The 21,714-nt window shown below is 68.1% G+C and carries 19 protein-coding genes and 2 pseudogenes; 10 read left to right on the top strand and 11 right to left on the bottom strand.

Annotated elements, in window-relative coordinates; translation table 11 throughout:
* Positions 1–12 precede the first annotated feature (12 nt).
* Positions 13–183, bottom strand: a complete 171-nt coding sequence (locus JW364_RS24140; protein ID WP_240198932.1) for a hypothetical protein — start codon at positions 181–183, stop codon at positions 13–15.
* On the opposite strand from JW364_RS24140, the gene JW364_RS24135 reads away from it, so the two are divergent.
* Complete coding sequence (locus JW364_RS24135) at positions 182–475, top strand: hypothetical protein (RefSeq protein WP_240198931.1); 294 nt, start codon at positions 182–184, stop codon at positions 473–475. The genes JW364_RS24140 and JW364_RS24135 overlap by 2 nt on opposite strands.
* 29 nt (positions 476–504) lie before the next feature.
* On the opposite strand, the gene eccA is transcribed toward JW364_RS24135, so the two are convergent.
* Complete coding sequence (gene eccA / locus JW364_RS10790) at positions 505–2,289, bottom strand: type VII secretion AAA-ATPase EccA (protein ID WP_205334154.1); 1,785 nt, start codon at positions 2,287–2,289, stop codon at positions 505–507.
* A 200-nt stretch (positions 2,290–2,489) separates the two neighbouring features.
* Here eccA and purL point away from each other — a divergent pair, with 200 nt between their 5' ends.
* The 3 genes from purL (at position 2,490) to JW364_RS10775 (ending at position 5,747) form a co-directional block, all read left to right on the top strand.
* Entirely contained in the window at positions 2,490–4,784 is a 2,295-nt protein-coding gene (gene purL / locus JW364_RS10785) for a phosphoribosylformylglycinamidine synthase subunit PurL (RefSeq protein ID WP_175401056.1), read from the top strand.
* A 146-nt stretch (positions 4,785–4,930) separates the two neighbouring features.
* On the top strand, positions 4,931–5,302 hold the full coding sequence (locus JW364_RS10780; protein ID WP_065629153.1) for a CD225/dispanin family protein: 372 nt from the start codon (positions 4,931–4,933) through the stop codon (positions 5,300–5,302).
* Positions 5,303–5,390: 88 nt separating this feature from the next.
* Positions 5,391–5,747 carry a DUF2752 domain-containing protein gene (locus tag JW364_RS10775; RefSeq protein WP_205334158.1) on the top strand — a complete coding sequence of 119 codons (357 nt, stop codon included), beginning with the start codon at positions 5,391–5,393 and terminating at the stop codon, positions 5,745–5,747.
* Here JW364_RS10775 and JW364_RS10770 read toward each other — a convergent pair.
* Positions 5,733–6,599: a glycerophosphodiester phosphodiesterase family protein gene (locus JW364_RS10770; RefSeq protein ID WP_205334159.1), complete on the bottom strand. Its 867-nt coding sequence runs from the start codon at positions 6,597–6,599 to the stop codon at positions 5,733–5,735. The two genes, JW364_RS10775 and JW364_RS10770, sit on opposite strands and share 15 nt — an antisense overlap.
* Before the next feature lie 302 nt (positions 6,600–6,901).
* On the opposite strand from JW364_RS10770, the gene JW364_RS10765 reads away from it, so the two are divergent.
* Positions 6,902–7,981, top strand: coding sequence for a diacylglycerol kinase (locus JW364_RS10765; protein WP_065629154.1), 1,080 nt, complete (start codon positions 6,902–6,904; stop codon positions 7,979–7,981).
* 83 nt (positions 7,982–8,064) lie between these two features.
* On the opposite strand, the gene JW364_RS10760 is transcribed toward JW364_RS10765, so the two are convergent.
* The 4 genes and pseudogenes from JW364_RS10760 to JW364_RS10745 form a co-directional block, all read right to left on the bottom strand.
* On the bottom strand, positions 8,065–9,768 hold the full coding sequence (locus JW364_RS10760; protein ID WP_205334153.1) for an HNH endonuclease signature motif containing protein: 1,704 nt from the start codon (positions 9,766–9,768) through the stop codon (positions 8,065–8,067).
* 511 nt (positions 9,769–10,279) lie between these two features.
* Positions 10,280–10,330: pseudogene (locus tag JW364_RS24130) on the bottom strand (hypothetical protein); the annotation flags it as partial.
* A gap of 112 nt (positions 10,331–10,442) precedes the next feature.
* Positions 10,443–10,565, bottom strand: a complete 123-nt coding sequence (ykgO, locus tag JW364_RS10750) for a type B 50S ribosomal protein L36 (RefSeq protein ID WP_033205406.1) — start codon at positions 10,563–10,565, stop codon at positions 10,443–10,445.
* Positions 10,566–10,631: 66 nt separating this feature from the next.
* Positions 10,632–12,140 (bottom strand): glutamate--cysteine ligase, encoded by a 1,509-nt coding sequence (locus tag JW364_RS10745; RefSeq protein WP_205334152.1) that lies wholly within the window; start codon positions 12,138–12,140, stop codon positions 10,632–10,634.
* 55 nt (positions 12,141–12,195) lie between these two features.
* On the opposite strand from JW364_RS10745, the gene JW364_RS10740 reads away from it, so the two are divergent.
* From JW364_RS10740 to purM, 3 genes are all read left to right on the top strand, one after another.
* Positions 12,196–12,603, top strand: a complete 408-nt coding sequence (locus JW364_RS10740; RefSeq protein WP_068972216.1) for a sterol carrier family protein — start codon at positions 12,196–12,198, stop codon at positions 12,601–12,603.
* A 151-nt stretch (positions 12,604–12,754) separates the two neighbouring features.
* Positions 12,755–14,365 (top strand): amidophosphoribosyltransferase, encoded by a 1,611-nt coding sequence (purF, locus tag JW364_RS10735; RefSeq protein WP_065629157.1) that lies wholly within the window; start codon positions 12,755–12,757, stop codon positions 14,363–14,365.
* A 97-nt stretch (positions 14,366–14,462) separates the two neighbouring features.
* Complete coding sequence (gene purM / locus JW364_RS10730) at positions 14,463–15,569, top strand: phosphoribosylformylglycinamidine cyclo-ligase (RefSeq protein ID WP_065629158.1); 1,107 nt, start codon at positions 14,463–14,465, stop codon at positions 15,567–15,569.
* Between the two features lie 485 nt (positions 15,570–16,054).
* Here purM and JW364_RS10725 read toward each other — a convergent pair whose 3' ends face one another.
* Complete coding sequence (locus JW364_RS10725; protein WP_003941078.1) at positions 16,055–16,996, bottom strand: GlxA family transcriptional regulator; 942 nt, start codon at positions 16,994–16,996, stop codon at positions 16,055–16,057.
* A 108-nt stretch (positions 16,997–17,104) separates the two neighbouring features.
* Here JW364_RS10725 and JW364_RS10720 point away from each other — a divergent pair, with 108 nt between their 5' ends.
* Together JW364_RS10720 and JW364_RS10715 are read left to right on the top strand one after the other, a co-directional pair.
* Positions 17,105–17,416, top strand: coding sequence for a putative quinol monooxygenase (locus JW364_RS10720; protein WP_048547633.1), 312 nt, complete (start codon positions 17,105–17,107; stop codon positions 17,414–17,416).
* Between the two features lie 637 nt (positions 17,417–18,053).
* A pseudogene (locus JW364_RS10715) lies at positions 18,054–19,375 on the top strand (ISL3-like element ISPfr2 family transposase).
* Positions 19,376–19,570: 195 nt separating this feature from the next.
* Here JW364_RS10715 and JW364_RS10710 read toward each other — a convergent pair.
* The 3 genes from JW364_RS10710 to JW364_RS10700 form a co-directional block, all read right to left on the bottom strand.
* Entirely contained in the window at positions 19,571–19,750 is a 180-nt protein-coding gene (locus JW364_RS10710) for a DUF3073 domain-containing protein (RefSeq protein ID WP_083229484.1), read from the bottom strand.
* A 94-nt stretch (positions 19,751–19,844) separates the two neighbouring features.
* On the bottom strand, positions 19,845–20,522 hold the full coding sequence (locus tag JW364_RS10705; RefSeq protein ID WP_240198929.1) for an MOSC domain-containing protein: 678 nt from the start codon (positions 20,520–20,522) through the stop codon (positions 19,845–19,847).
* The gene (locus JW364_RS10700; protein WP_137809743.1) at positions 20,519–21,703 is read right to left on the bottom strand and encodes a folate-binding protein YgfZ; all 1,185 of its coding nucleotides are present in this window, start codon (positions 21,701–21,703) and stop codon (positions 20,519–20,521) included. Before JW364_RS10700 ends, JW364_RS10705 begins: the two co-directional genes overlap by 4 nt.
* Positions 21,704–21,714 lie beyond the last annotated feature (11 nt).

Raw genomic sequence — 21,714 nt, 5'->3', positions numbered from 1 at the left:
CTGGTGAAACTATCAGCGCGGGAGGAGTTCGGCGACGACAGCGGCGATGGTGTCGTCGGGCCGCGTCAGGCAGACCGTCGCCGCCACGGTGGCCACCTGCTGGACATTGTCGGTCACGTCCAAATCGGTCAGGACCGCCGCCCGCCGGGCGTCGTCGAGTTCGCGGAACTCCGTGCACGTCATGGTCGACGCGGAGCCGGACCCGGTGTCGGAACCGGACCCGGAGCCGCGCGACGTTGACGCACTGGCCCGGCTGCTGTCCGCAGATGTGGCGGAGCTGCTCGTCTCGGTGGCGCTCGTGGTCGGGACCGCGCTGTCGGATGAAGGCGCGGGCGCGGCGTCGTCGGACGAACACGCACCGATCGCCAGCATCATCATCGCGGCCATCGACAGGCCCGCGGCCAGCTCGGCGGGGCGGGATCGGCGGGCGGGAACAGACATCACGGAACTCCTCGGGAAGCGGTCCGGGTGGTGACCGGTGGTGCGGGATGGGATGGGGCGCGGTCAGCGCATGAGGCCGGAGAGCACGCCCGAGATGGCGGCCCGGACATCCGTGGTCTCGATGCGCATCAGGTCGTCCTGGCTGAGTGAATCGAAGTCGCCGGCGGTGCTGAGCCGGAACTCGCGCTCCTCCTCGGCCGCCTCGATGATGTTGCGGATGAAACGGCCGTTGCCGGCGAGATCGGTGGCGCGCCGCGCGGTGCCCTGATGCTCGCGGACGTCGTGGTACAGCGGAGCGCACGCCTGCTCGATCTCGAGCATCGCATCCCGGGTCAACGACGAATCACGTTTGCGCGCAATGAAATCGGCGATGCGGGCGAGCTCGTCAGGCGTGTAGGAGTCGAAGCGCACCCGGCGCGCGAAGCGCGACGCCAGTCCGTCGTTGGAGGCGAGGAACCGATCGATCTCGGCGTCGTAACCGGCGATGATCACGACCAGCCGGTCACGGTCGTCCTCCATCCGGGCCAACAGGGTGTCGACCGCCTCGCGACCGAACGCGTCGCCGCCGGACAGCCCCTGCTGGATGAGCGTGTACGCCTCGTCGATGAACAGGACGCCGTCCATCGCGGAGTCGATGAGCGCCGCGGTCTTGATGGCGGTGCTGCCGAGGTGTTCACCGACCATGTCGCGGCGGGTGGCCTCGACGACCTTGTCGGACTTGATGAAGCCGAGGCCGCAGTAGATCTTGGCGACGATGCGGGCCACGGTCGTCTTGCCGGTGCCGGGCGGTCCGGTGAAAGCCAGGTGCAGGCTGCGGGCCGACGTCGACAGCCCGCGGTCGGCGCGGACCTTCGCCAGGGTCGCGGTGGACTGCAGTTTGGCCACCTGCTGCTTGACCGACTCGAGCCCGATCTGTTCGGCCAGCTCCCGTTGCGCCTCGGTCACCAGCGAATTCTGTTCGGCGGGGTCCCCGGAGGTCGACGACACCAGGGACTCGGCGCGATCGGGCACCGACTTCGGGTCCCACCGGTCGGTGCGCTCGGCGATCTGCTCGGGCGTCGTGGGGGGCATCCGGTAGGAGGGCGACCGGATGGCGTCGGCCGCGCCGGTCAGCGACGGGTCACGTGCGTAGGCCTGCTCGAACATCGACTTCGCCTTCTCCTCGTGGCCCTGCTCGCGCAGCGCGAGGCCGTAGACGAAGATCGCCTGCGTCGAACAGGACGGGATCGGGCCGTCGACCGCGTTCTGCAGGCGCCGCATGCCCTCGCCGTACATGCCGAGATGCACGCACGACGTCCCGGCCATGAAGTCGGCGACGGCCTGCATGTACGGGTCGTTCCACCGGTCGGACCTGGTCAGCGAGGTCAGGACGTCGGGCCAGCGCTGGGTGGCGAAGTGCAGGAACGCGCGGACGAAATCCACGATCGGCACGCGGTGCGCCGGGGGTACCTCGTCGAGGACCTCTTCCGCACCGGCGAAGTCCGCGCCGCGGACCAGACTGGCCGCGTAGGCCGCGGTCGCCTCGACGGCATTCGACGCCGGGAAGTCGATCAGCATCCCGGTGTACCAGCGCCCCGCGATCGTGCCGGGCGGGAGCCCGAGCCGGCGCTGCTCCGCGCCGATCGACCCGCGGGCACGATAGAGGCCCAGGAGGACCTCGTTGCTGCTGTCGCCGCAGGCCAGCCGGCCGATCCAGGCGTCGCCCAGGGCCGGGTCCCATTCGGTCGCACGGGTGAAGGCCTTGGCGGCCTGAGCGGGATTGTCGACCGGTTCCTGACCTTCGACCGGGATGTTCAGGGACAGGACGCCGAGTTCGAAGAGTGCCCTCGCCTTGCGGACATCGGCCATCGTTTCCCCCTGTGTCGTCCCATCGGCGCACACCGACCCCGAACCGTTCTCCCCGGGTACCACGACGACACACCCCGGGGGGCGGTCGCCGGAGACAGAGTATCGCTAGACCGGCGTGACATCCGTCGCAGATCTCCCAGGGCGCGCACCCGAGGCGCCCCGGCGGCCGCAACCGCCCGCGCACGCCTAGACTTGTCCGGGTGAGTGCCCAGGTGGATACCGTCTCAGCCGCTGCCCAGACCCCGGACCATCCGCAACCCTTCCGCGAACTCGGTCTCAAGGACGACGAGTACGCGCGCATCCGCGAGATCCTGGGTCGCCGGCCCACCGACGCGGAGCTCGCCATGTACTCGGTCATGTGGTCCGAGCACTGCAGCTACAAGTCGTCGAAAGTGCACCTGCGCTACTTCGGTGAGACCACCACCGACGAGATGCGCGCAAGCATGCTGGCCGGCATCGGCGAGAACGCCGGCGTCGTCGACATCGGTGACGGGTGGGCGGTGACCTTCAAGGTCGAATCGCACAACCACCCGAGCTATGTCGAGCCGTACCAGGGCGCCGCCACCGGAGTCGGTGGCATCGTGCGCGACATCATGGCCATGGGCGCACGCCCGATCGCGGTCATGGATCAGCTGCGCTTCGGCCCGGCCGACGCCCCGGACACCCGGCGCGTCGTCGACGGTGTGGTGCGCGGCGTGGGTGGCTACGGCAACTCCCTCGGCCTGCCCAATGTCGGCGGTGAGACCGTCTTCGACGCCAGCTACGCGGGCAACCCGCTCGTCAACGCGCTGTGCGCGGGCGTGCTGCGCACCGAGGACCTGCACCTGGCCTTCGCCTCGGGCGCGGGCAACAAGATCATCCTGTTCGGTGCGCGCACCGGTCTCGACGGCATCGGCGGTGTCTCGGTCCTGGCATCGGAGACCTTCGACGATTCCGAGGGCTCGGGTCCGAATCGCAAGAAGCTGCCCAGTGTCCAGGTCGGCGACCCGTTCACCGAGAAGGTGCTCATCGAGTGCTGCCTCGAGCTGTACCACGCCGGACTCGTCGTGGGCATCCAGGATCTCGGCGGTGCCGGATTGTCATGTGCCACGAGCGAACTCGCCGCGGCCGGCGACGGTGGCATGCACATCGACCTGGAGAAGGTGCCGATGCGCGCCGAGGGCATGACCCCGGCGGAGGTGCTCTCCAGCGAGTCGCAGGAACGCATGTGTGCCGTCGTGACCCCGGACAACGTCGAGAAATTCCTCGAGGTCTGCCGCAAGTGGGATGTGCTCGCGACCGTCATCGGCGAGGTCACCGACGGCGATCAGCTGGTCATCACCTGGCACGGTGAGACCGTCGTCGACGTGCCGCCGCGCACCGTCGCCCACGACGGTCCGGTGTACGAGCGTCCCGTCGCCCGGCCCGACTGGCAGGACACCGTCATCGCGTCGACCACCGAACCGCTGCAGCGCCCGAGCACACCCGACCAGCTGCGCGAGACGCTGCTGGCCATGCTCGCCTCGCCCGCGCTGTGCAGCCGCAAGTTCATCACCGACCAGTACGACCGCTACGTGCGCGGCAACACCGTCCTGGCCGAGCACGCCGATTCGGGGATGATCCGCATCGACGAGGAGTCCGGGCGAGGCATCGCACTGGCGACCGACGCGTCGGGCCGCTACACGTTCCTCGATCCCTACCGTGGCGCGCAGCTCGCGCTCGCCGAGGCCTACCGCAACGTCGCGGTGTCCGGGGCGACGCCGAAGGCCGTGACCAACTGCCTCAACTTCGGTTCCCCGGAGGACCCGGCGGTGATGTGGCAGTTCCAGCAGGCGGTCCGAGGGCTCGCCGACGGCTGCGCCCAGCTCGGCATCCCGGTCACCGGCGGCAACGTGAGCTTCTACAACCAGACGGGCGCGACGGCCATCCTGCCGACCCCGGTCGTGGGCGTCCTCGGTGTCATCGACGATGTGCACCGCCGCATCCCGACCGGCATCGGCACCGAACCCGGCGAGACACTCATCCTGCTCGGTGAGACCCGCGACGAATTCGACGGCTCGATCTGGGCCCAGGTCAGTCACGACCACCTCGGTGGCGTCCCGCCGCAGGTCGACCTCGAACGCGAACGTCTGCTCGCCGAGATCCTGTCCGCATCGTCCCGCGACGGATTGATCTCCGCGGCACACGATCTCAGCGAGGGTGGCCTCATCCAGACCGTCGTCGAGGCGGCCCTGGCCGGCGAGACCGGGTGCCGCGTCCTGCTGCCCGAGGACGCCGACCCGTTCGTCTGGCTGTTCTCCGAGTCGGCCGGGCGCGTGCTCGTGGCGGTCCCGCGCACCGAGGAATCGCGGTTCACCGCCATGCTCGACGCCCGTTCGATGCCGTGGACACGCATCGGTGTGGTCGACCAGGGCAGCGACGCCGTCGAGGTCCAGGACTACTTCTCGGTGCCCCTCGCCGAACTCCGTGAGGCGCACGAGGGCACCCTTCCGGGGTTGTTCGGCGACACGGTCTAGAGCACGGCCTAGTTGCATCACGCAACGGTCCGGCCTGCGAGGATTCCGTTGTATGTCAATGGAATCAATATCGTTTCCAGGCATGTCGCGCCCGGTGACGAACGGTTACGCTCCTGGAGTTCTCTGACCGAGTCGAAAGGGCGCAGATGAGCTACCCCAATGATCCGAACCAGCCGCCGAACTACGGCGCGGGTGGCTACGGACAGCAGCCGTACGGCGGGTTCCCGGGCGGGAACCCGGCCGGCCCGGAACCGGACAACAACCTCGTGTGGGCGATCCTGTCCACGGTGCTCTGCTGTCTACCGCTCGGGATCGTGTCGATCGTGAAGTCGACCTCGGTCAGCAAGCTGTGGGCCGCGGGCGACTACGCCGGTGCGCAGAAGGCGGCCGACGAGGCCAAGAAGTGGGCGATGTGGAGTGCCATCTCCGCCGTCATCATCTGGGTCCTGATCGTCATCGTCTACTTCGTCCTGTTCGCGCTGATCCTCGGTGCTTCAGCGTCGACGTCCACTTACTGAGCGTTTCGAGAGGGCCGTCCTCGGACGGGTGTCGGCCCTTTCGAAGCATCGGTACCTCGGTCCGGCGACGGTCGTCGCCGGGACCGGGATGGTCTGCGGGGCCGTGTGGTTCGCCGATCCGACGACACCGGGCGGTGCCCTGCCGGTCTGTCCGACCAAGCTGATCTTCGGGGTGACGTGTCCGGGGTGCGGGTCGCTACGGGCGATCTACTCGCTGCTGCACGGCGATGTCCCGGCGGCGCTGCACTACAACGCCGTCGGGGTGCTCGCAATGGGATTGCTGCTCTTCGCCTTCGGCGCCTATTGCCTGCGACTGTGGACCGGCCGCCGGGTTCGCAGCTGGCAGCACCTCCGCTACTCCGGGGTCGTCGTGTTGGTGGTCGTGCTGGCCTGGTTCGTCGTCCGCAACATCCCTGTCGAACCGTTCTGGTCACTGCACGTCTGAGCGTCGGCTGCTGCCGCGGATCCAGCGCACCAGCCGCGAACCGGAATCACGTGCGGGGGCATCGAGGTCGAGCGTCGCCAGGGCCTCGGGATCATCGGTCGTGATCTGGTCGACCCGTAACTCCAGCAGTCGCCTGATGTCCGGGATGACGCGCGGTCCGACCCGCGTCACCGTGTACCCGTCGACGAGCCGACCGCGCTCGTGGAACGCGCCGATCAGGTCGTGGCCGCGGTGGTCGGCCGCCAGTATCAGCCGGTTCTCCAGGTACACCATCTCGGCCTCCGGCGATGCCGCCACCGCGCGGTCGACGAAGCCGTCGAAGTCCCCGGAGCGGATCGCCGCGTCGGCGGCACCGTGATGGCAAGGGTCGTAACCGATCCGGATGCCCGGTGCGGCCGAGGTCAACGTGTCGACCGCCGCGGCGTCGCCGCACGACAAGATGTAGTGGCGGGCGTGGGGTGCGACACTGCGGGCGAACACCGCCACGGCCTCGGGATCGAGCGCGGCGTCGTCCTCCTTGAAGTCGAGCTGGAGGGACGCGGTGGGCGCGATGTCGACGCCGTCGAAGAGTTCGGTCAGGTCCTCGAGCAGGAGGACGTGCTCGTCGACGGGCCGGCCGCGGTTGTCCCGCAGGGACAGTTCCCGCAGATACGACGCCGGGAGCGCCGACACCACGCCGGTGCCGGTGGTGGCGTGGTCGACCGTGCGGTCGTGCAGGACGGCGAAACCGCGCTCGGCGTGGATCACCAGATCGATCTCGATACTCGCGCCGAGCCGCATGCCCTCGACGATCCGGGTCGCGGTGAACGCCGTGTCGTCGGCGCGCCGCCGGCCGCGGTGCCACTTGAGCATCGTCCGATGGCCGTCGTGGTCGATGTGGATCGGGGCGGCGGGGTCCGGGGGCGACGTCGCGGTCACAGCTCCCGACTCTAGTGGTGTGTCTCGGAAATAAACGACTGGTCTCCAGCGCTCGATCGGCGCCTGGCTGCGTTGTCGTCGGTCGAGATAGCTCCGCTATCCCTCCCTCCTCCGCCTTGCCAGACCGCCGATCGCTCCACCGGATACCGGCCACCTATTTCCGAGACACACCACTGGCGAGGCGCATCTCGCCGAATTCGCACGGCGAAGTTGGAACGTGTTCTAGTTTGGATCGCATGACATTGCGCGTGGTCGAGTGGTCGACCGGAACCGTCGGACGACATGCCATCGCCGGGATCGACGCCCGGCCCGACCTCGAACTCGTGGGTGTGTGGGTGTCCGACCCCGCCAAGGTCGGCAAGGACGCCGGCGAACTCGCGGGTCTCGACCGTGAGCTGGGTGTCGCGGCGACCGGCGACCGCGACGCGCTGATCGCCCTGAAACCCGACTGCATCGTGCACACCGCGATGACCGACGACCGCGTCATGGAGTCGATCGAGGATCTGATCTTCTTCGTGGAGAACGGGATCAACGTGGTGTCGAGCGGGCCGGTGGTCCTGCAGTTCCCCCATGGCATCCTGCCCGACTCGCTGCTGGATCGGATCGCCGCCGCGGGTGCGGCGGGTGGCGCGAGCCTCCACGTCAACGGCATCGACCCGGGTTTCGCGAATGACGCACTGCCGCTGGCGATGACGAGTCTCTCCCAGCGCATCGACGAGATCCGCTGCCAGGAGATCGCCGACTACTCGACCTACTATCAGCCCGTCGTCATGCGTGACCTGTTCGGCTTCGGGCAGCCCCTGGACGCCACGCCGCTGCTGTTCGCACCGGGCATCCTGTCGATGGGGTGGGGGAGTGTCGTGCGACAGATCGCCGCCGGACTTGACCTCGTGCTCGACGAGCCGCTCGTGGAACGCGTCGAGCGGGTCGAGGCGGACCGCGACTACTCGACGGTGTCCGTCGAGATCCCGAAGGGCACGATGGCCGCGGTCCGGTTCGAGGTCGCCGGTCAGGTCGACGGCGTGGATCGCATTGTGCTGGAGCACTATACGCGCACCCACCCCGACCAGTGCCCGGACTGGCCGACCCCGAACGAGGGCGACGGCTGCTACCGCATCGCCATCTCCGGCGAACCGGAGATGACGGTCGAGTTCGGGCACCACGGTGAGAACGGCGACCACAACGTGTCCGGGATGATCGTCACCGCGATGCGACTGGTCAATTCCGTTGCGGCGGTGGTCGATGCGAAACCCGGCCTGGTCACCGCGCTCGACCTCCCGCTCGTGACGGGTCGGGGGTTGTTCGCGCAGAAGTAGCCGATGCGCCGGAACCAACACGGCCTATCTGTGCGGCCGCCGTCGACTCACCGTCGGCGCTGAGTTGGCGAGCAGCGCTGCGATCACGCGTGATCGGTGAGTATGCGCGCGAGTGCTGCTTCGACCGGGGTCAGCGGTGGGGTGGTGAGGTGCTCCGGCGGTGTTCGCGGATGGACGAGTTGTCGGTAGGCGAGTTCGAGGCGCCGGCCGCGGTCGCCGTAGCCGACGGCGTCGGGGCGCCCGCTGCTCCCTGAGGAGCGCCCGGAGCTTGCGGAGGGCGCGTCACGAAGGGTTGGGCGCGACTCATCGCCGGGCCTGGTGGCAGGTCCGTGGATCTCGTTGCGCACGGTGTTCAGGTGTTGTGCGAACCGCCGGGGTATGTCGGGTCGGCGGTTGAGGTGTTCGGGGTTGGGTGGTGCGCCGGGTTCGGCGTTCAATCGCCAGAGGCAGCGGCCTTCGTCGGGTCCGGATCGGGCGATGCGGGTGGTGTATTGGCCGGTTTGGTCGCCGACCATGCGGTTGTGGCGTGGGCAGGCGGGTGCGAGGTCGTCGATGTCGGTGAGTCCGCCCTTGGCCCAGTCTCGTTCGGCGTGATGAAGCTCGATGTGTGTGGCGGGTTGATCGCACCCGGGTGCCGAACACACTTCCCCGTCGGGACGGGCGAAGGAGACCAGGCGTTGTTCGCGGGTGGCGAGGCGTTTGCCCCGTCCGAAGTGCAGGGGGACGGTGGTGGCGTCTTTGAAGATGGCCAACCACGGCTGGACGTCACCGGCCATCGCGATCAAGTCCCGGATGGGTAGCAGGGTGCCGGTGGCGGTGGTGGCGAGTCCGGCTTCGCGGATGAGGTCGTTGAGGTCGGCTTTGATGATCAGTTGGACGGGCAGGCCTCGGTGCGAGGTGCCCAGTGTTCCGTCGGCGAAGCCGGCGGCCAGTGCGGCGTCGAGCGCGTCGTGATTCGTCTGGGCGAGAGTGCGTCCGTCGCGGTCGGCTGCGGCGGTCAGGGCGTCGGGGTCGGCGGTGCCGGCCGGGCCTTGGGGCGAGTGGGGGTCGTCGGGGTTGTTGAGTCCGGGTTTGCCCCACACGGCGAACATCATGGTGAGCCGGGCGGCGAGTGCGGGGGTCAGGGTGCCGGAGATTTTGGCGGTGCCGTCGGCGCGTTGTCGGCCGATCCACAGGCCGCGGCGTCGTTTCTGGTCGGTGTCGTCTGACAGTGTGCCGTCGGGGTCGAGGTGGGCAAGCAGCCGCGCACCGAGCTGGGTGATCTCGGCGGGGGTGTGAGCTTCGGCGATCTCGGCCATCTGTCGTTCGGCGGCGACCTTGATGTCGTGGTCGATGGTGCCCGGGATGCGGTCGAGGACGTCGAGGGTGGCTTGTACGTGGGCGGTGCCGACTGCGCCTTGTGCGAAAGCTTCGGCGAGGCAGGGGTATTCGGGTGGGAGGACCTCGCCGCCGAGGCTGGTCCGGTGGGCGGTGGCGTCCATCTGCTTACGACGACGCATCGGGTTCGACACCCGCAGCCGGTGGGTCATGAACTGCATGAGGGTGCGGCAGCCGGCCTTGCGTGGCAGATCACGAGCCACGGCCTGATCGATCTGCCGGTCACCGGCAACGGTCAACCGCGCAATGGCACGTTCGGTGGCAGAGGCGACGTCGATCAGTTCTTCGTCGGTGCACGAGGACAAGTCGACGGTCTGTAGTTCGTCGAGGTTCGCGTGTAGTTCGGCGACGAGTTTGGCCGCGCGAGACACGGGCGAACCGTGGTCGGCGAGTGGTGTGGTGCTGGGCATGACGGTCACCTCCCCCGAGAACCGTTGCTGCGAATGTACGTTCGAGTGTACACGAGTTCGGCAGGTCTGACCACGAAAACAATTGCCCGGCAATGTGAATCAGATTCATTGTGCTGCGGGAGCTTGTCGGTGGCGACCGGTAGGATTCGGCGGGGCGATGAGTATTGTCGGTTGGGTCAGCGAACACGATCACCACGACGGCAGCCCGCGTGCCTCGAGTTGCGCACGCAGTCGCTCCCGGCAAGTGTAGCGACTCGGCATGGGCGAGACGAGCGAGAACCCTTGTGCTCCAGTCTCCCTCGAGACCATACCGACGGTTGTAACCGGACAGGACCTCGTCGTAGGCCTCGACGTGGGAGTCCGCAGACTCGGCGTCGTAGGTCTCGTGGTGGAGAACCGCCGCTTGGGGCAGGCGGGGTTTGATACCCGCGGGCTCGGTCGGATCGGGTCGTCCGATCGCCAGACCGAAGGTCGCGACCGCATGGTCGGGTAGGCCGAGTTCGTCGGCCACCGCCAGGGGGTGGTTGCGGATCGACCCGACGAACACCGTTCCGAATTCCAGGGATTCGGCGGCGACGACCGCGTTCTGGGCGGCGAGCGCGGTGTCGACGAAACCGACGATCGTGGATTCGAGGTTGCCGGTGCCCGCGGGCGGGGCCGCCGCCCGACGGCGATCAGCCCTGGCGCGCCTTGAATCTGGGGTTGCCCTTGTTGATCACATAGATGCGCCCCTTGCGCTTGACCACTTGTGAGCCGGGTTGGTTCTTCAACGACCGGATGGATGCACGGACCTTCAACGGAGCCTCCTTAATGGAAATTGTTTCCATTAAAGCAAGGTCCGTTGCCGAACGCCGAGGCGGGTGTCAGACCTCCCAGGTGTGCACCGGCTCGCCCTCGTGCATCTGGGTCACGTAGTCGCGGAGCATCCCGTGCAGCGCCTGTGTCCGGCTCTCACCCGCGCGTTCGCGGACTGCGACCGCATGGCGTTGCCAGACCGACCCGGTCTGGCGGGAGATGCAGCGTCCCTCGATGACCGACAGGTAGCGCTTGCGGGCCTTGTCGGAGACGCCGAACCGGCGCAGCCCGTCTTCGGCGAGCGCCAGAAGTCGGCGCAGGACGAGTTCGTCGGGTCGCACCCAGCCGACGTCGGGCCAGTAGAGCTGCGACTCCATGCCGGTGCGGGCGCCGGACTGCAGGTTCTCGGCGGCGGCGTTGAAGGACATCCGCGACCACAGCGGACGGTCGGACTCGACGAGGCCTCGGACGACGCCGTAGTAGAAGGCGGCGTTGGCCATCGTGTCGACGACCGTGGGACCGGCGGGCAGCACGCGGTTCTCGACGCGCAGGTGGGCCTGTCCCTCGTGGATGTCGTAGACCGGACGGTTCCAGCGGTAGACGGTCCCGTTGTGCAGACGCAGTTCGTCGAGGGTGGGGATGCGTCCGTCGTCGAGCTCGGCGAGCGGGTCGGTGTCGGTGCAGACGGGGAGGAGCGCGGGGAAATAGCGCGTGTTCTCCTCGAAGAGGTCGAAGATCGTGTTGATCCACCGCTCTCCGAACCACACTCGCGGCCGGACACCCTGGTTCTTCAGCTCCAGCGGCCGGGTGTCGGTGGCCTGTTCGAAGACCGGGATGCGGCTCTCGTGCCACAACGCGGTCTCGGCGAGGAAGGGCGAGTTCCCGGCCAGGGCGACCTGCACCCCGGCGATGGCCTGTGCCGCATTCCAGTGCGAGGCGAAGTCTTCCGGCGCCACCCGCAAGTGAAGCTGTAGTGAGGTGCAGGCCGCCTCGGGCAGGATCGAATCGGTCGAGGTGCGCAGGTGCTCGGTGTGGTGTCCATCGGTCAGCGGGACGCCGGTGATGTCGATCTCGAGATCCTCGCCGCGGGCGGCGAAGATCTGCTCGTTCAGCAGGTCGTAGCGCGGGTTCGCCGAGATCCAGTGATGCGCGAAGTGTTCGGACTTCAGTGTCGGCAACATGCCGATCATGACCAGGTGGCTCGACGTCTGTGCGGCCCGCTGCTCGGCCCGGTTGAGCGACGTCCGCAACGCCTGCTCGAGCGAGATCGTATCGTCGGTCGTGAACGGTCGCGGCGAGACGTTGATCTCGATGTTGAACTGGCCGAGTTCGGTCTGATAGTCCGGATCGGCGATCGCCTCGAGGACGGCGGCGTTCGCCATCGCGGGTTGCATGTCCTCGTCGACGAGGTTCAGTTCGACCTCCATGCCGAGCAACGGCTTCGGCGGACGGCCCTGATCGGTGAACAGCCCGTCGGCGAGCATCCGCGCGATCGCTTCCGTGCCGCGACCCACCTGACGCCGGAAACGAACCCGGTCCTCGCCGGTGAACTGCTGTTTGGACACCTCGGCTCCCATGCGGTCAATACTGCCCGATCCGCATCGGCGCGAACCCCCTTGCGAAGATGGCCGGGTGCCACCACGCAGGAGAGTGGACCCCGCCGAGGTCCGGGCCGCGGTGCTGGCCGTCTCGGACTGGCTCGTCGACCCGACCGTGCCGACCCCGGGACGCGCCGCCCTCGCCGACGCCGTCCGTCGATCGGCCCGGACACTCGAGCAGCTCGCCCCCGGGAACTCGGTCGAGGTCCGGATGCCCCCGTTCGTCGCGGTCCAGTGCATCGAAGGTCCCCGTCACACCCGCGGAACGCCGCCGAACGTCGTCGAGATGGCGCCGCGGACCTGGCTGCTCCTCGTCACCGGTGTCCTCACCTACGACGACGCCCTCGCCGCGGGCCTGGTGGATGCGTCCGGGCATCGCGCGGCACTCATCGCCGACCTGCTGCCGCTCATCCCGATCGGCCCGCCGGGCGACCGGGAGTAGGAGTGTGATGCATCACTCGACCGGGGCGTCGGGAATGACCCGCCGGTCGACACCGCTGGAAGATTCGCATCGGGAGCCGACCGACCCGTAAACTCACGCGTGTCTCCCAGCCCACTCGACGGACCGATTCGCAGCCCCAGGGAGCTAGTCGATGCCTGATCATTCGATCGCCCACATGAACCTGCTCGCTGCCACGACGCCGGCGGGCGGATGCTCCGCACGCGGCTCGGGTGCGATCAATCCGGCCCCGCTGGACGATCTCGAGAACGAACCGCGTGAGGAATGCGGTGTCTTCGGTGTCTGGGCGCCCGGCGAGGACGTCGCCAAGCTGAGTTACTACGGCCTCTACGCCCTGCAGCACCGCGGCCAGGAAGCCGCGGGCATCGCCGTCGGCGACGGCAGCCAGGTGGTCGTGTTCAAGGACCTCGGACTCGTCAGCCAGGTCTTCGACGAGCAGACCCTGGGTGCGATGAGCGGGCATGTGGCGATCGGCCACTGCCGGTACTCCACCACCGGCTCGACGACCTGGGAGAACTCGCAGCCGATCTTCCGCACCACCGACGCCGGGACCGGCGTCGCCCTGGGCCACAACGGCAACCTGGTCAACACCGCGGACCTCGCGGCGCGTGCACGCGAGCAGGGGATCAAGAGTTCGGCGGCGACGTCGGACTCCGATGTCGTCGGTGCGCTCCTCGCGCACGGCGCCGCGGACAGCTCGATCGAGCAGGCCGCGATGGAACTGCTGCCCACCCTCAAGGGCGCGTTCTGCCTGACCTTCATGGATGAGCACACGCTCTACGCCGCGCGCGATCCGCACGGTGTGCGCCCGCTGTCACTCGGCCGCCTCGACCGCGGCTGGGTCGTCGCCTCGGAGACCGCCGCCCTCGACATCGTGGGTGCGTCGTTCGTCCGCGACATCGAGCCGGGCGAGCTCCTGGCCATCGACGCCGACGGCGTGCGCAGCACGCGCTTCGCCGAGCCGACCCCCAGCGGCTGCGTCTTCGAATACGTCTATCTCGCCCGTCCCGACTCGGTGATCCACGGTCGTTCGGTGCATTCGACCCGCGTCGAGATCGGTCGCCGACTCGCCAAGGAACACCCCGCCGACGGTGACCTGGTCATCCCGGTACCGGAGTCGGGCGTGCCGGCGGCCGTCGGGTTCGCCCAGGAATCCGGGATTCCGTACGGCCAGGGACTGATGAAGAACGCCTACGTCGGCCGTACCTTCATCCAGCCGTCGCAGACGATCCGCCAGCTCGGTATCCGCCTAAAGCTCAATCCGTTACGCGAGGTGATCCGCGGCAAACGGCTCGTCGTCGTCGACGACTCGATCGTGCGCGGCAACACCCAGCGCGCGCTCATCCGGATGCTGCGCGAGGCCGGTGCCGCCGAGGTGCACGTCCGCATCGCGTCGAGCCCGGTCCGGTGGCCGTGCTTCTACGGGATCGACTTCGCGTCCCCGGCGGAACTGATCGCCAACGGCATGGAGTCCGAGGCCGGAATGGTCGAGGGGGTCCGGCAGGCCATCGGTGCCGATTCGCTGGGGTACATCAGCATCGACGAGATGATCAACTCGACCGGGCAGGCCGCGTCGAGCCTCTGCGCTGCGTGCTTCGACGGCAAGTACCCGATCGAGCTGCCCAAGGAGACCTCGATGGGCAAGGCGGTCCTCGAACAGATGCTGGCGAGCGCGGCCGGCGACCGCTCGGTGGACCCGCTGACCCAGCCGAACGACAACGTCAGCGCGGTCATGCGGCCCTGATTTCGTGCCGTAGGCCCTCCGGTACCGTATGACCCGTCGGCGAACACGCCGGAAACAACGTTCGACCGAGATTTTCTGGAACGGGAGTGCTGCGGTGATGACGGAGCGGGATGCTGCTGCCGACGAGACGGCCGGGAGCTCGACACCGGCGTCGTATGCGGCGGCCGGGGTCGACATCGACGCCGGTGAGCGGGCTGTGGAACTCATCGCGCCCCATGCCAAGCGTGCGTCTCGCCCGGAGGTTCTCGGCGGGATCGGCGGTTTCTCCGGTCTGTTCGCACTCAAGGGCAACTATCGGGAGCCGGTCCTGGCCGCTGCCAGCGACGGCGTCGGCACCAAGCTCGCCGTTGCACAGGCCATCGACAAGCACGACACCGTCGGCCGCGATCTCGTCGCAATGTGTGTCGACGACCTGGTCGTCTGCGGCGCCGAGCCGCTGTTCCTGCAGGACTACATCGCGGTCGGCAAGGTGGTCCCCGAGACGGTGGCCCAGATCGTCGCCGGCATCGCCGACGGCTGCGTCGAAGCCGGTTGCGCCCTGCTCGGCGGCGAGACCGCCGAACACCCCGGCCTGATGCAGGACAACCACTACGACATGTCCGCCACCGCGGTCGGTGTCGTCGAAGCCGACAACGTGCTCACCCCGGACCGCGTCCGCGCCGGCGACGTCGTCATCGGCATGGGGTCGTCGGGATTGCACTCCAACGGGTATTCGCTCGCCCGCAAGGTGCTGCTCGAGTGGGGTCACATGGACCTGTTCGGTCATGTCGAGGAGTTCGGTCGCACCCTGGGCGAGGAGCTGCTCGAGCCGACCCGGATCTATGCCCGCGACTGCCTGGCCCTGATCGCCGAGGCTGACGTGCGTACATTCGCGCACATCACCGGCGGCGGCCTCGCCGAGAACCTCGCGCGTGTGATCCCGAACGGGCTGGTGGCCGAGCTCGAGCGCAACACGTGGACGCCGGCCCCGATCTTCGCGCTCATCGGTCAGCGCGGCCGGGTCGAACAGCTCGAGATGGAACGCACCTTCAACATGGGCGTCGGCATGGTGGCGGTCGTCGCGCCGGAGGACACCGACCGCGCGCAGGCCGTGCTGACGGCACGGCACGTCGACAACTGGGTCCTCGGCACCGTCAAGCGCGCGAGTGACCGCTCGGACAACGACTCTCGCGTCACCCTGCTCGGGGAGCACCCGCGCTTCTAGCGCGATCGGTGAATCCGCAACTCTCGCAGGAACATTGGAGCGGGGGAGCAGCCGCACACACAACACCGACGCCCGCCGGAGGGATTCCCCGGCTCTTCCCAGATGAGGGTGTAGGTCGGCCGAACGCGTCGGTCCGCAGGTAGACGTCGAGGTCTCCCGACGATGGAGGTTCCTACGCCATCCATCCGAAAGACCTCGACGTGACCGACGCTACCCCGCCGGCAGGCTTCGGCCGCCCTGACCTGACCGCCTTCGCGTCTCATCCCAATCGACCCTGATCGAGTCTGCTGACCCCCTCGACGAGAACGCAGCGACATCACAGCCACCCAACCCCGACCGTCCGGGAAGCCTCGACACGTCACATGGCCTGTGCTGCGGGCGTGTCGAGTGGGTCGTCCAGGGGCGACGCAGGAGCGTCGACGCGACGTGCTGAGAGGTGGTTCCAGTCGAGCACTTAGGACACCGGCTACAGGCATGGCGATAGGTCAGGAACGGCGTCGCTCCCTACGCAGGAGGGAGCGCAGAGTCTCGGCGTTCGCGTAGCCGACCCGTAGCGCGATCTCGGCGGAGGTGAGGTCCGTGGTTGCTGAGAGGTGCCGAGCTCGTTCGATGCGAAGCCGTTGGACGAAGCCGAGCGGAGTGAGGTTGAGCGCCGCACGGACTCGTCGTTCGAGGGTGCGCCGGCTGGTGCCGAGCGACTGCGCGACGAAGGCGACGTTGAACGGTTCGTCCAGGCGGGCGCGCACGAAGCGTTCGAACTCGACGACGATCGGGTCCTCGTGCCGAAGATGTTCGTAGGCGACGAAGGCCGCCTGCGACGGACGCTCGTCGATGATGAGGAGCTTGGCGACATGTTGGGCCAGGTCGGGGCTGATCGATCGCACGAGTGAGAGCGCGAGGTCGATGTGGGCGAACGCGGCGCCGGCGGTGACGAGGTTCCCGTCGACCACGACCATGGTGTCGAGATCGAGGGCGACGGTCGGATAGCGCTTCAGGAACTCCGGCCCCAGGAACCAGCTGGTCGTCGCCCGCCGATGATGCATCCGTCCGGTCTCGGCGACAGCGAACACGCCGGTGCACGCCGCGGCGATCCGGGTGGTCGCGTCGTCGAGGCGCCCGAGCGAGGCGATGACCGAACGAGCATCTCGGCTCTGGAGGGCGTCGTTGGTAGCGGCGGCCGTGAGGGTTCCAAGCGCAGGGACGACGACCACGTCGAACTCTGCGGACTCCGACAGCGGGTGGTCCACCGACAGGGTCATCGATGCCGTCGTGGTCACTCTCCGTTTCGGTCCGAGGATGGCGAGTTCGATCGGGTCGATCCGCGGGTCGACATCGCCGCGGGCTCCGTCGGCCACCCGCACGATGTCGATGACCGACGCGACAGCCGAACCGAAGCAGCCGTCGATCGCGATCAGTCCGATACGCATGGCGCGAACAATAGCAATACTGCCGTATACGCCACTTCTCACATGCCCTTGCTCGCCATACGCTGAACTCGCTTCACCAAGAAACCTCGACACCTAGGAGAACCCCTCATGTCCACACCCGCATCACTTCCGTATGCCTTCGTCGCCAAGATCGTCGCAGCCGATGGACAGCACGACGCGCTCGCCGATCTGCTCGCCGGCGCTGTCGCGCTCGCCAACGAAGAAGTAGGAACGATTGTCTGGTTCGCGGTCAGGACCCACGCCGACACCTTCTGGATCTTCGATGCATTCCCTGACGAGGCCGCTCGCGACGCCCACGCCAACGGCGCCATCGTCGCAGCCCTGATGGCCAACCAGCACCTCCTCGGCGCAGCACCCGAGATCCTTCCGGCCGACGTCCTCGCGTCCAAGCTCCCGTAGTCCGCCAACGCACTAGACGATCGCGCCCCGCCGAGCCGTCGCCAGGTCGCGACGCAACGCAACGCCACGCTGCGTTGCCGAGCGGTGCGAGGCCTATCGGCACACGGACAGGATGCCGGCCGCGAGCGCTCAGCCGGCGAGGGGTCCGTCGCAGAGGAGAGCGACGTCGGTGTCGGGCAGAGCCGTGAGGCCAGCGCATCGCGCGACCACCAGAACCGAATCGCCCCTGCCCTGCGTTTCCGCAGGTCAGGGGCTGTTCGCCGGAGCCGCCTGTCGGAATCGAACCGACGACCTAATCACGTCGGCTTTGCGTCTATCGCTTGATGCGCCCACTGGGCGAACGAGCCGCTGACCTGCGCAAACGCCGAGCGTGGGGGACGCCGCCATCCGGTGGTGACCGACGACGACCGACCAGTACCGACCGTTTCACCGGAGCTTGCGGCGGCGTCGAAGCCGAGCAAGCTCCATTCCTTTAGCTAACCGCGCCCTCCTCCTCGCCGGTCCCGTCGTCGTCGAAGACGTTTCAGGGGTCTTCTCAGATGACGGTGTAGGTCGGCCGAGCGCGTCGGTCCGGAGATAGACGTCGAGGTCTCCCGACGACGGAGGTTCCTACGCCTTCCATCCGAAAGACCTCGACGTGTCCGACGCTACCCCGCCGGCCGGCTTCGGCCGCCCAGACCTGACCGCCTTCGCTCGACTCGACGGCCTCGGTCTGAGCGTGACCGGACAACGGCTTGAACCGGATCGTGCGGTCCTCGCGTGCCGCGTGGTGGAACCAGATCAGTGGTGCCGACGGTGCGGCCGCGAAGGCGCTGCTCGTGACACCGTGATCCGGCGGTTGGCCCACGAGCCGCTGGGCTGGCGACCGACCGTGCTGGAAGTTGTAGTGCGCCGCTACCGCTGTGCCGACTGCGGACACGTGTGGCGCCAAGACACCAGCGCCGCGGCGGAGCCACGCGCGAAGCTCTCGCGCACCGGGCTGCGGTGGGCGCTGGAAGGGATCGTGGTCGCACACCTCACCGTCGCCCGTGTCGCCGAGGGACTCGGGGTCGCGTGGGACACCGCCAACGCGGTCCTGGCTGAAGGCAAGCGGCTGCTGATCAACGACCCCACGCGGTTTGAGGGCGTGAAGGTCATTGGCGTCGATGAGCACGTCTGGCGCCACACCAGGCGTGGCGACAAGTGCGTCACCGTGATCATCGACCTCACCCCGGTCCGCGATGGCGCCGGCCAGCAAGGCTGCTGGACATGGTCGAGGGCCGGTCGAAGGCGGCGTTCAAGACCTGGCTCGCCGACCGCGACGACGCCTTCCGTGACGTGGTCGAGGTGGTCGCGATGGACGGCTTCACCGGGTTCAAGACCGCCGCTGCAGAGGAGATCCCGGACGCGGTCACGGTGATGGATCCCTTCCACGTCGTGCGCCTGGCCGGTGACGCCCTCGACAGGTGCCGGCGCCGGGTCCAACTCGCGATCCACGGGCACCGTGGGTTCAGGGACGACCCGCTCTACAAGTCGCGGCGCACGCTGCACACCGGCGAGGACCTGCTCACCGACAAGCAGAGCGACAGGCTACGCGCGCTGTTCGTTGATGACGCTCACGTCGAGGTCGAGGCGACCTGGGGTGTCTACCAGCGCATGATCGCCGCCTATCGCCACGAGGACCGGCAACGTGGCCGCGAGCTCATGGAGAAGCTGATCACCGACCTCAGCGCCGGCGTCCCCAAGGTGCTCACCGAGCTCACCACCCTGGGCCGGACCCTGAAGAAGCGAGCCGCTGACGTGCTCGCCTACTTCGAACGACCCGGCACCAGCGACGGGCCGACCGAGGCGCTCAACGGACGGCTCGAACACCTGCGCGGCTCCGCACTCGGGTTCCGCAACCTGACCAACTACATCGCCCGAAGCCTGCTCGAGACCGGCGGCTTCAGACCCCAACTCCTACACCCCCGATTGGGATGAGCCGGATTCCCTCGGCGGGCGTCGGTGTCTTTCATGGCGGGATCACCCCGGAACGTGCGTATGAGCACGCACCACCCATCAGAAACGGGTGGTGCGTACGAAATCATGGTCCCGCGTCGCCGCGGGTCCGCTCATGCGGAGAGAATGTGGGGTGATCCCGGGCGTCGAGAGATCAACGCCCGAAGAGTGTGCGCGTCAAGCGCGTCGCCACTCCTCTTCGTCCAACCAGTCGTCCACCGGATCCGGTCGTTCTACAACCGGATCGCCCTGTCCGGAGAGCTCACGCTGCAAGCTTTCCAGGTCGGTGTTCGGAGTGGAGTACTTCAGCTGACGTGCAACCTTCGTCTGCTTTGCCTTTGCCCGGCCGCGGCCCATATGGGACCCCCTCGCACAATGACGGGGCGGCCAAACAATTGGCGGCCCCGTTCTCTTGAAGTAATTCTGTCGTGGGGACCAGTCTAGCGCGCCTCTAGGATTTGTGTTGTCCACCCTGTGTTGCCGCGCCGACGCGTCTTTCCGACTTGTTCACCATCTTGGTCGCCTCGCGGCGGACCTTCGCGGGTAGATCGTCCTGCGCGAGCAACGACCGGATCGCCTCGACGTCACCGCCGGCGAGCAGATCACGTGATCGCACACCGTGACCGGGGCGGTAAACGACGGTGATCCGATCGCCCTGCGCCACCGTGCCGTTGCGGACAACGCGCAGGTAGGTGCCGAAATCTGCCTGCGCCAGGAACCGCTTCATCCAGCGTGGCTCACCCGCCCACACCGCGAAGGTCTTGCAGGGGACGCGAGGGATGGTCACCTCGAGGACCGGCCCGTCGGTGCCGACTTCCCATCGCTCCCCGACGACCGCATCGGTGACCGCCATCCCGTCGATGCGCAGGTTCTCCCCGAACCATCCGTAAGGAAGCTCACGTCCGAGCTCGTCGGCCCATCGGCGCGCCTCGGGATCGGCGTAGGCGTACACCGCCTGATCGACGCCGCCGTGGTGTCGCTTGTTACCCACGTGGTCGTCGACGAGACCGAGTTCGTCGACGTCGAGGCGCCCTCTGCGGGGCCGCTTGTCGATGGCGGAGGGGCCGATGCCCTCTAGGATCACGTCGTCGCCGGCCGCGCACACGGCCAGCACCACACCCGTGCTCAACCGTTGCGTCCCGGCGCCGCCGAACCGCTGCGGAGTCGTTCCACGGCCGCGCGTCCCGCCTGGACCCGATCGTCGTCGCGAATCGAATCCGGATCGATCCGCGCGCTGACGGCGGACTCGGCCCCGACCGACAACTCCACGTCGGCGCCGACGTTGCGCTTGACGAGTGCCAGCGCGATGGGACCCCACTCATGGTGGTCGACGACCGTGCCCACCCGGCCGACGGTTCGTCCGCCGACGGTGACCGGGTCGCCGGGGACGGGTCGCTCGTCGACGCTCCCGTCCAGATGCAGCAGGACCAGCCGTCGAGGCGACTTGCCGAGGTTGTGTACGCGGGCGACGGTCTCCTGGCCGCGGTAGCAACCCTTGTCCAGGTGGACCGCGCCGAACTCGTCCGGACCGCCGATCCAGTCGACCTCGTGCGGGATCGTGCGTTCGTCGGTGTCGGCGCCGAGCCGGGGTCGGCGGGCGGCCACGCGCAGGGCTTCGAAAGCCCAGCTGCCGGCCATTCGCGCGCCGGCCTCGGACAGCGTGTCCCACCAGCGGGTCAGCACGTACTCGGGCACCACGAGGTCGACGACCGGCAGGTCCCGGTCCTCGCCGAGCGGGGGCATGCGCCGCCAGAAGCCGAGCGGTTCGTCCTCGTGGTGCGACTCGGGCAACCCGCCCGCCTGGTACACGACGGCGTCCGCGCCGATCTCCAGGAGATCAGCGACCGGACCGTCGAGGGCCCCGGGCCCGATCAGCGTCAGGACCTTCATGTCCGCACGCGCGGCGGGTTCGGCCTTGGCCCAGAACACCATCTTGGTCAGGAAGTCGAGCAGCGGTCCGCCGCGCGAACCCTCGGTGTCGATCCACGTCACGCCGTCGATGTCGGTGAGGACGAAATGCTCTTCGACACGACCGTTGAGGTCGAGAGAGAGGTCTTCGGCGCTCGACCGGTCGGCGAGGGTGGCGATGTGCTGGCTGCTGATGGTGTGCAGCCAGGTCAGGCGTTCGGCGCCGGCGATCTCGAGAACGGCGCGGTCGGACCTGTCGGCGATGATCACGCCACGTTGTGCGGCTCGTTGTTCGCCGAGGGGGTCGCCGTAGTGCCACGCGGTGTCGGCGGAGAGGAGGTCGCCGGGGCCGGGCACCGCCCCGCCCTCGGAATGCCTGGTCAGGATGGGTGAGCGGCTCACGCGTCGATTCT

This window comes from Gordonia sp. BP-119 (assembly GCF_016924115.1).
Lineage (GTDB): Bacteria > Actinomycetota > Actinomycetes > Mycobacteriales > Mycobacteriaceae > Gordonia > Gordonia hongkongensis.
This window is presented reverse-complemented; position numbering and strand designations above follow the sequence as displayed.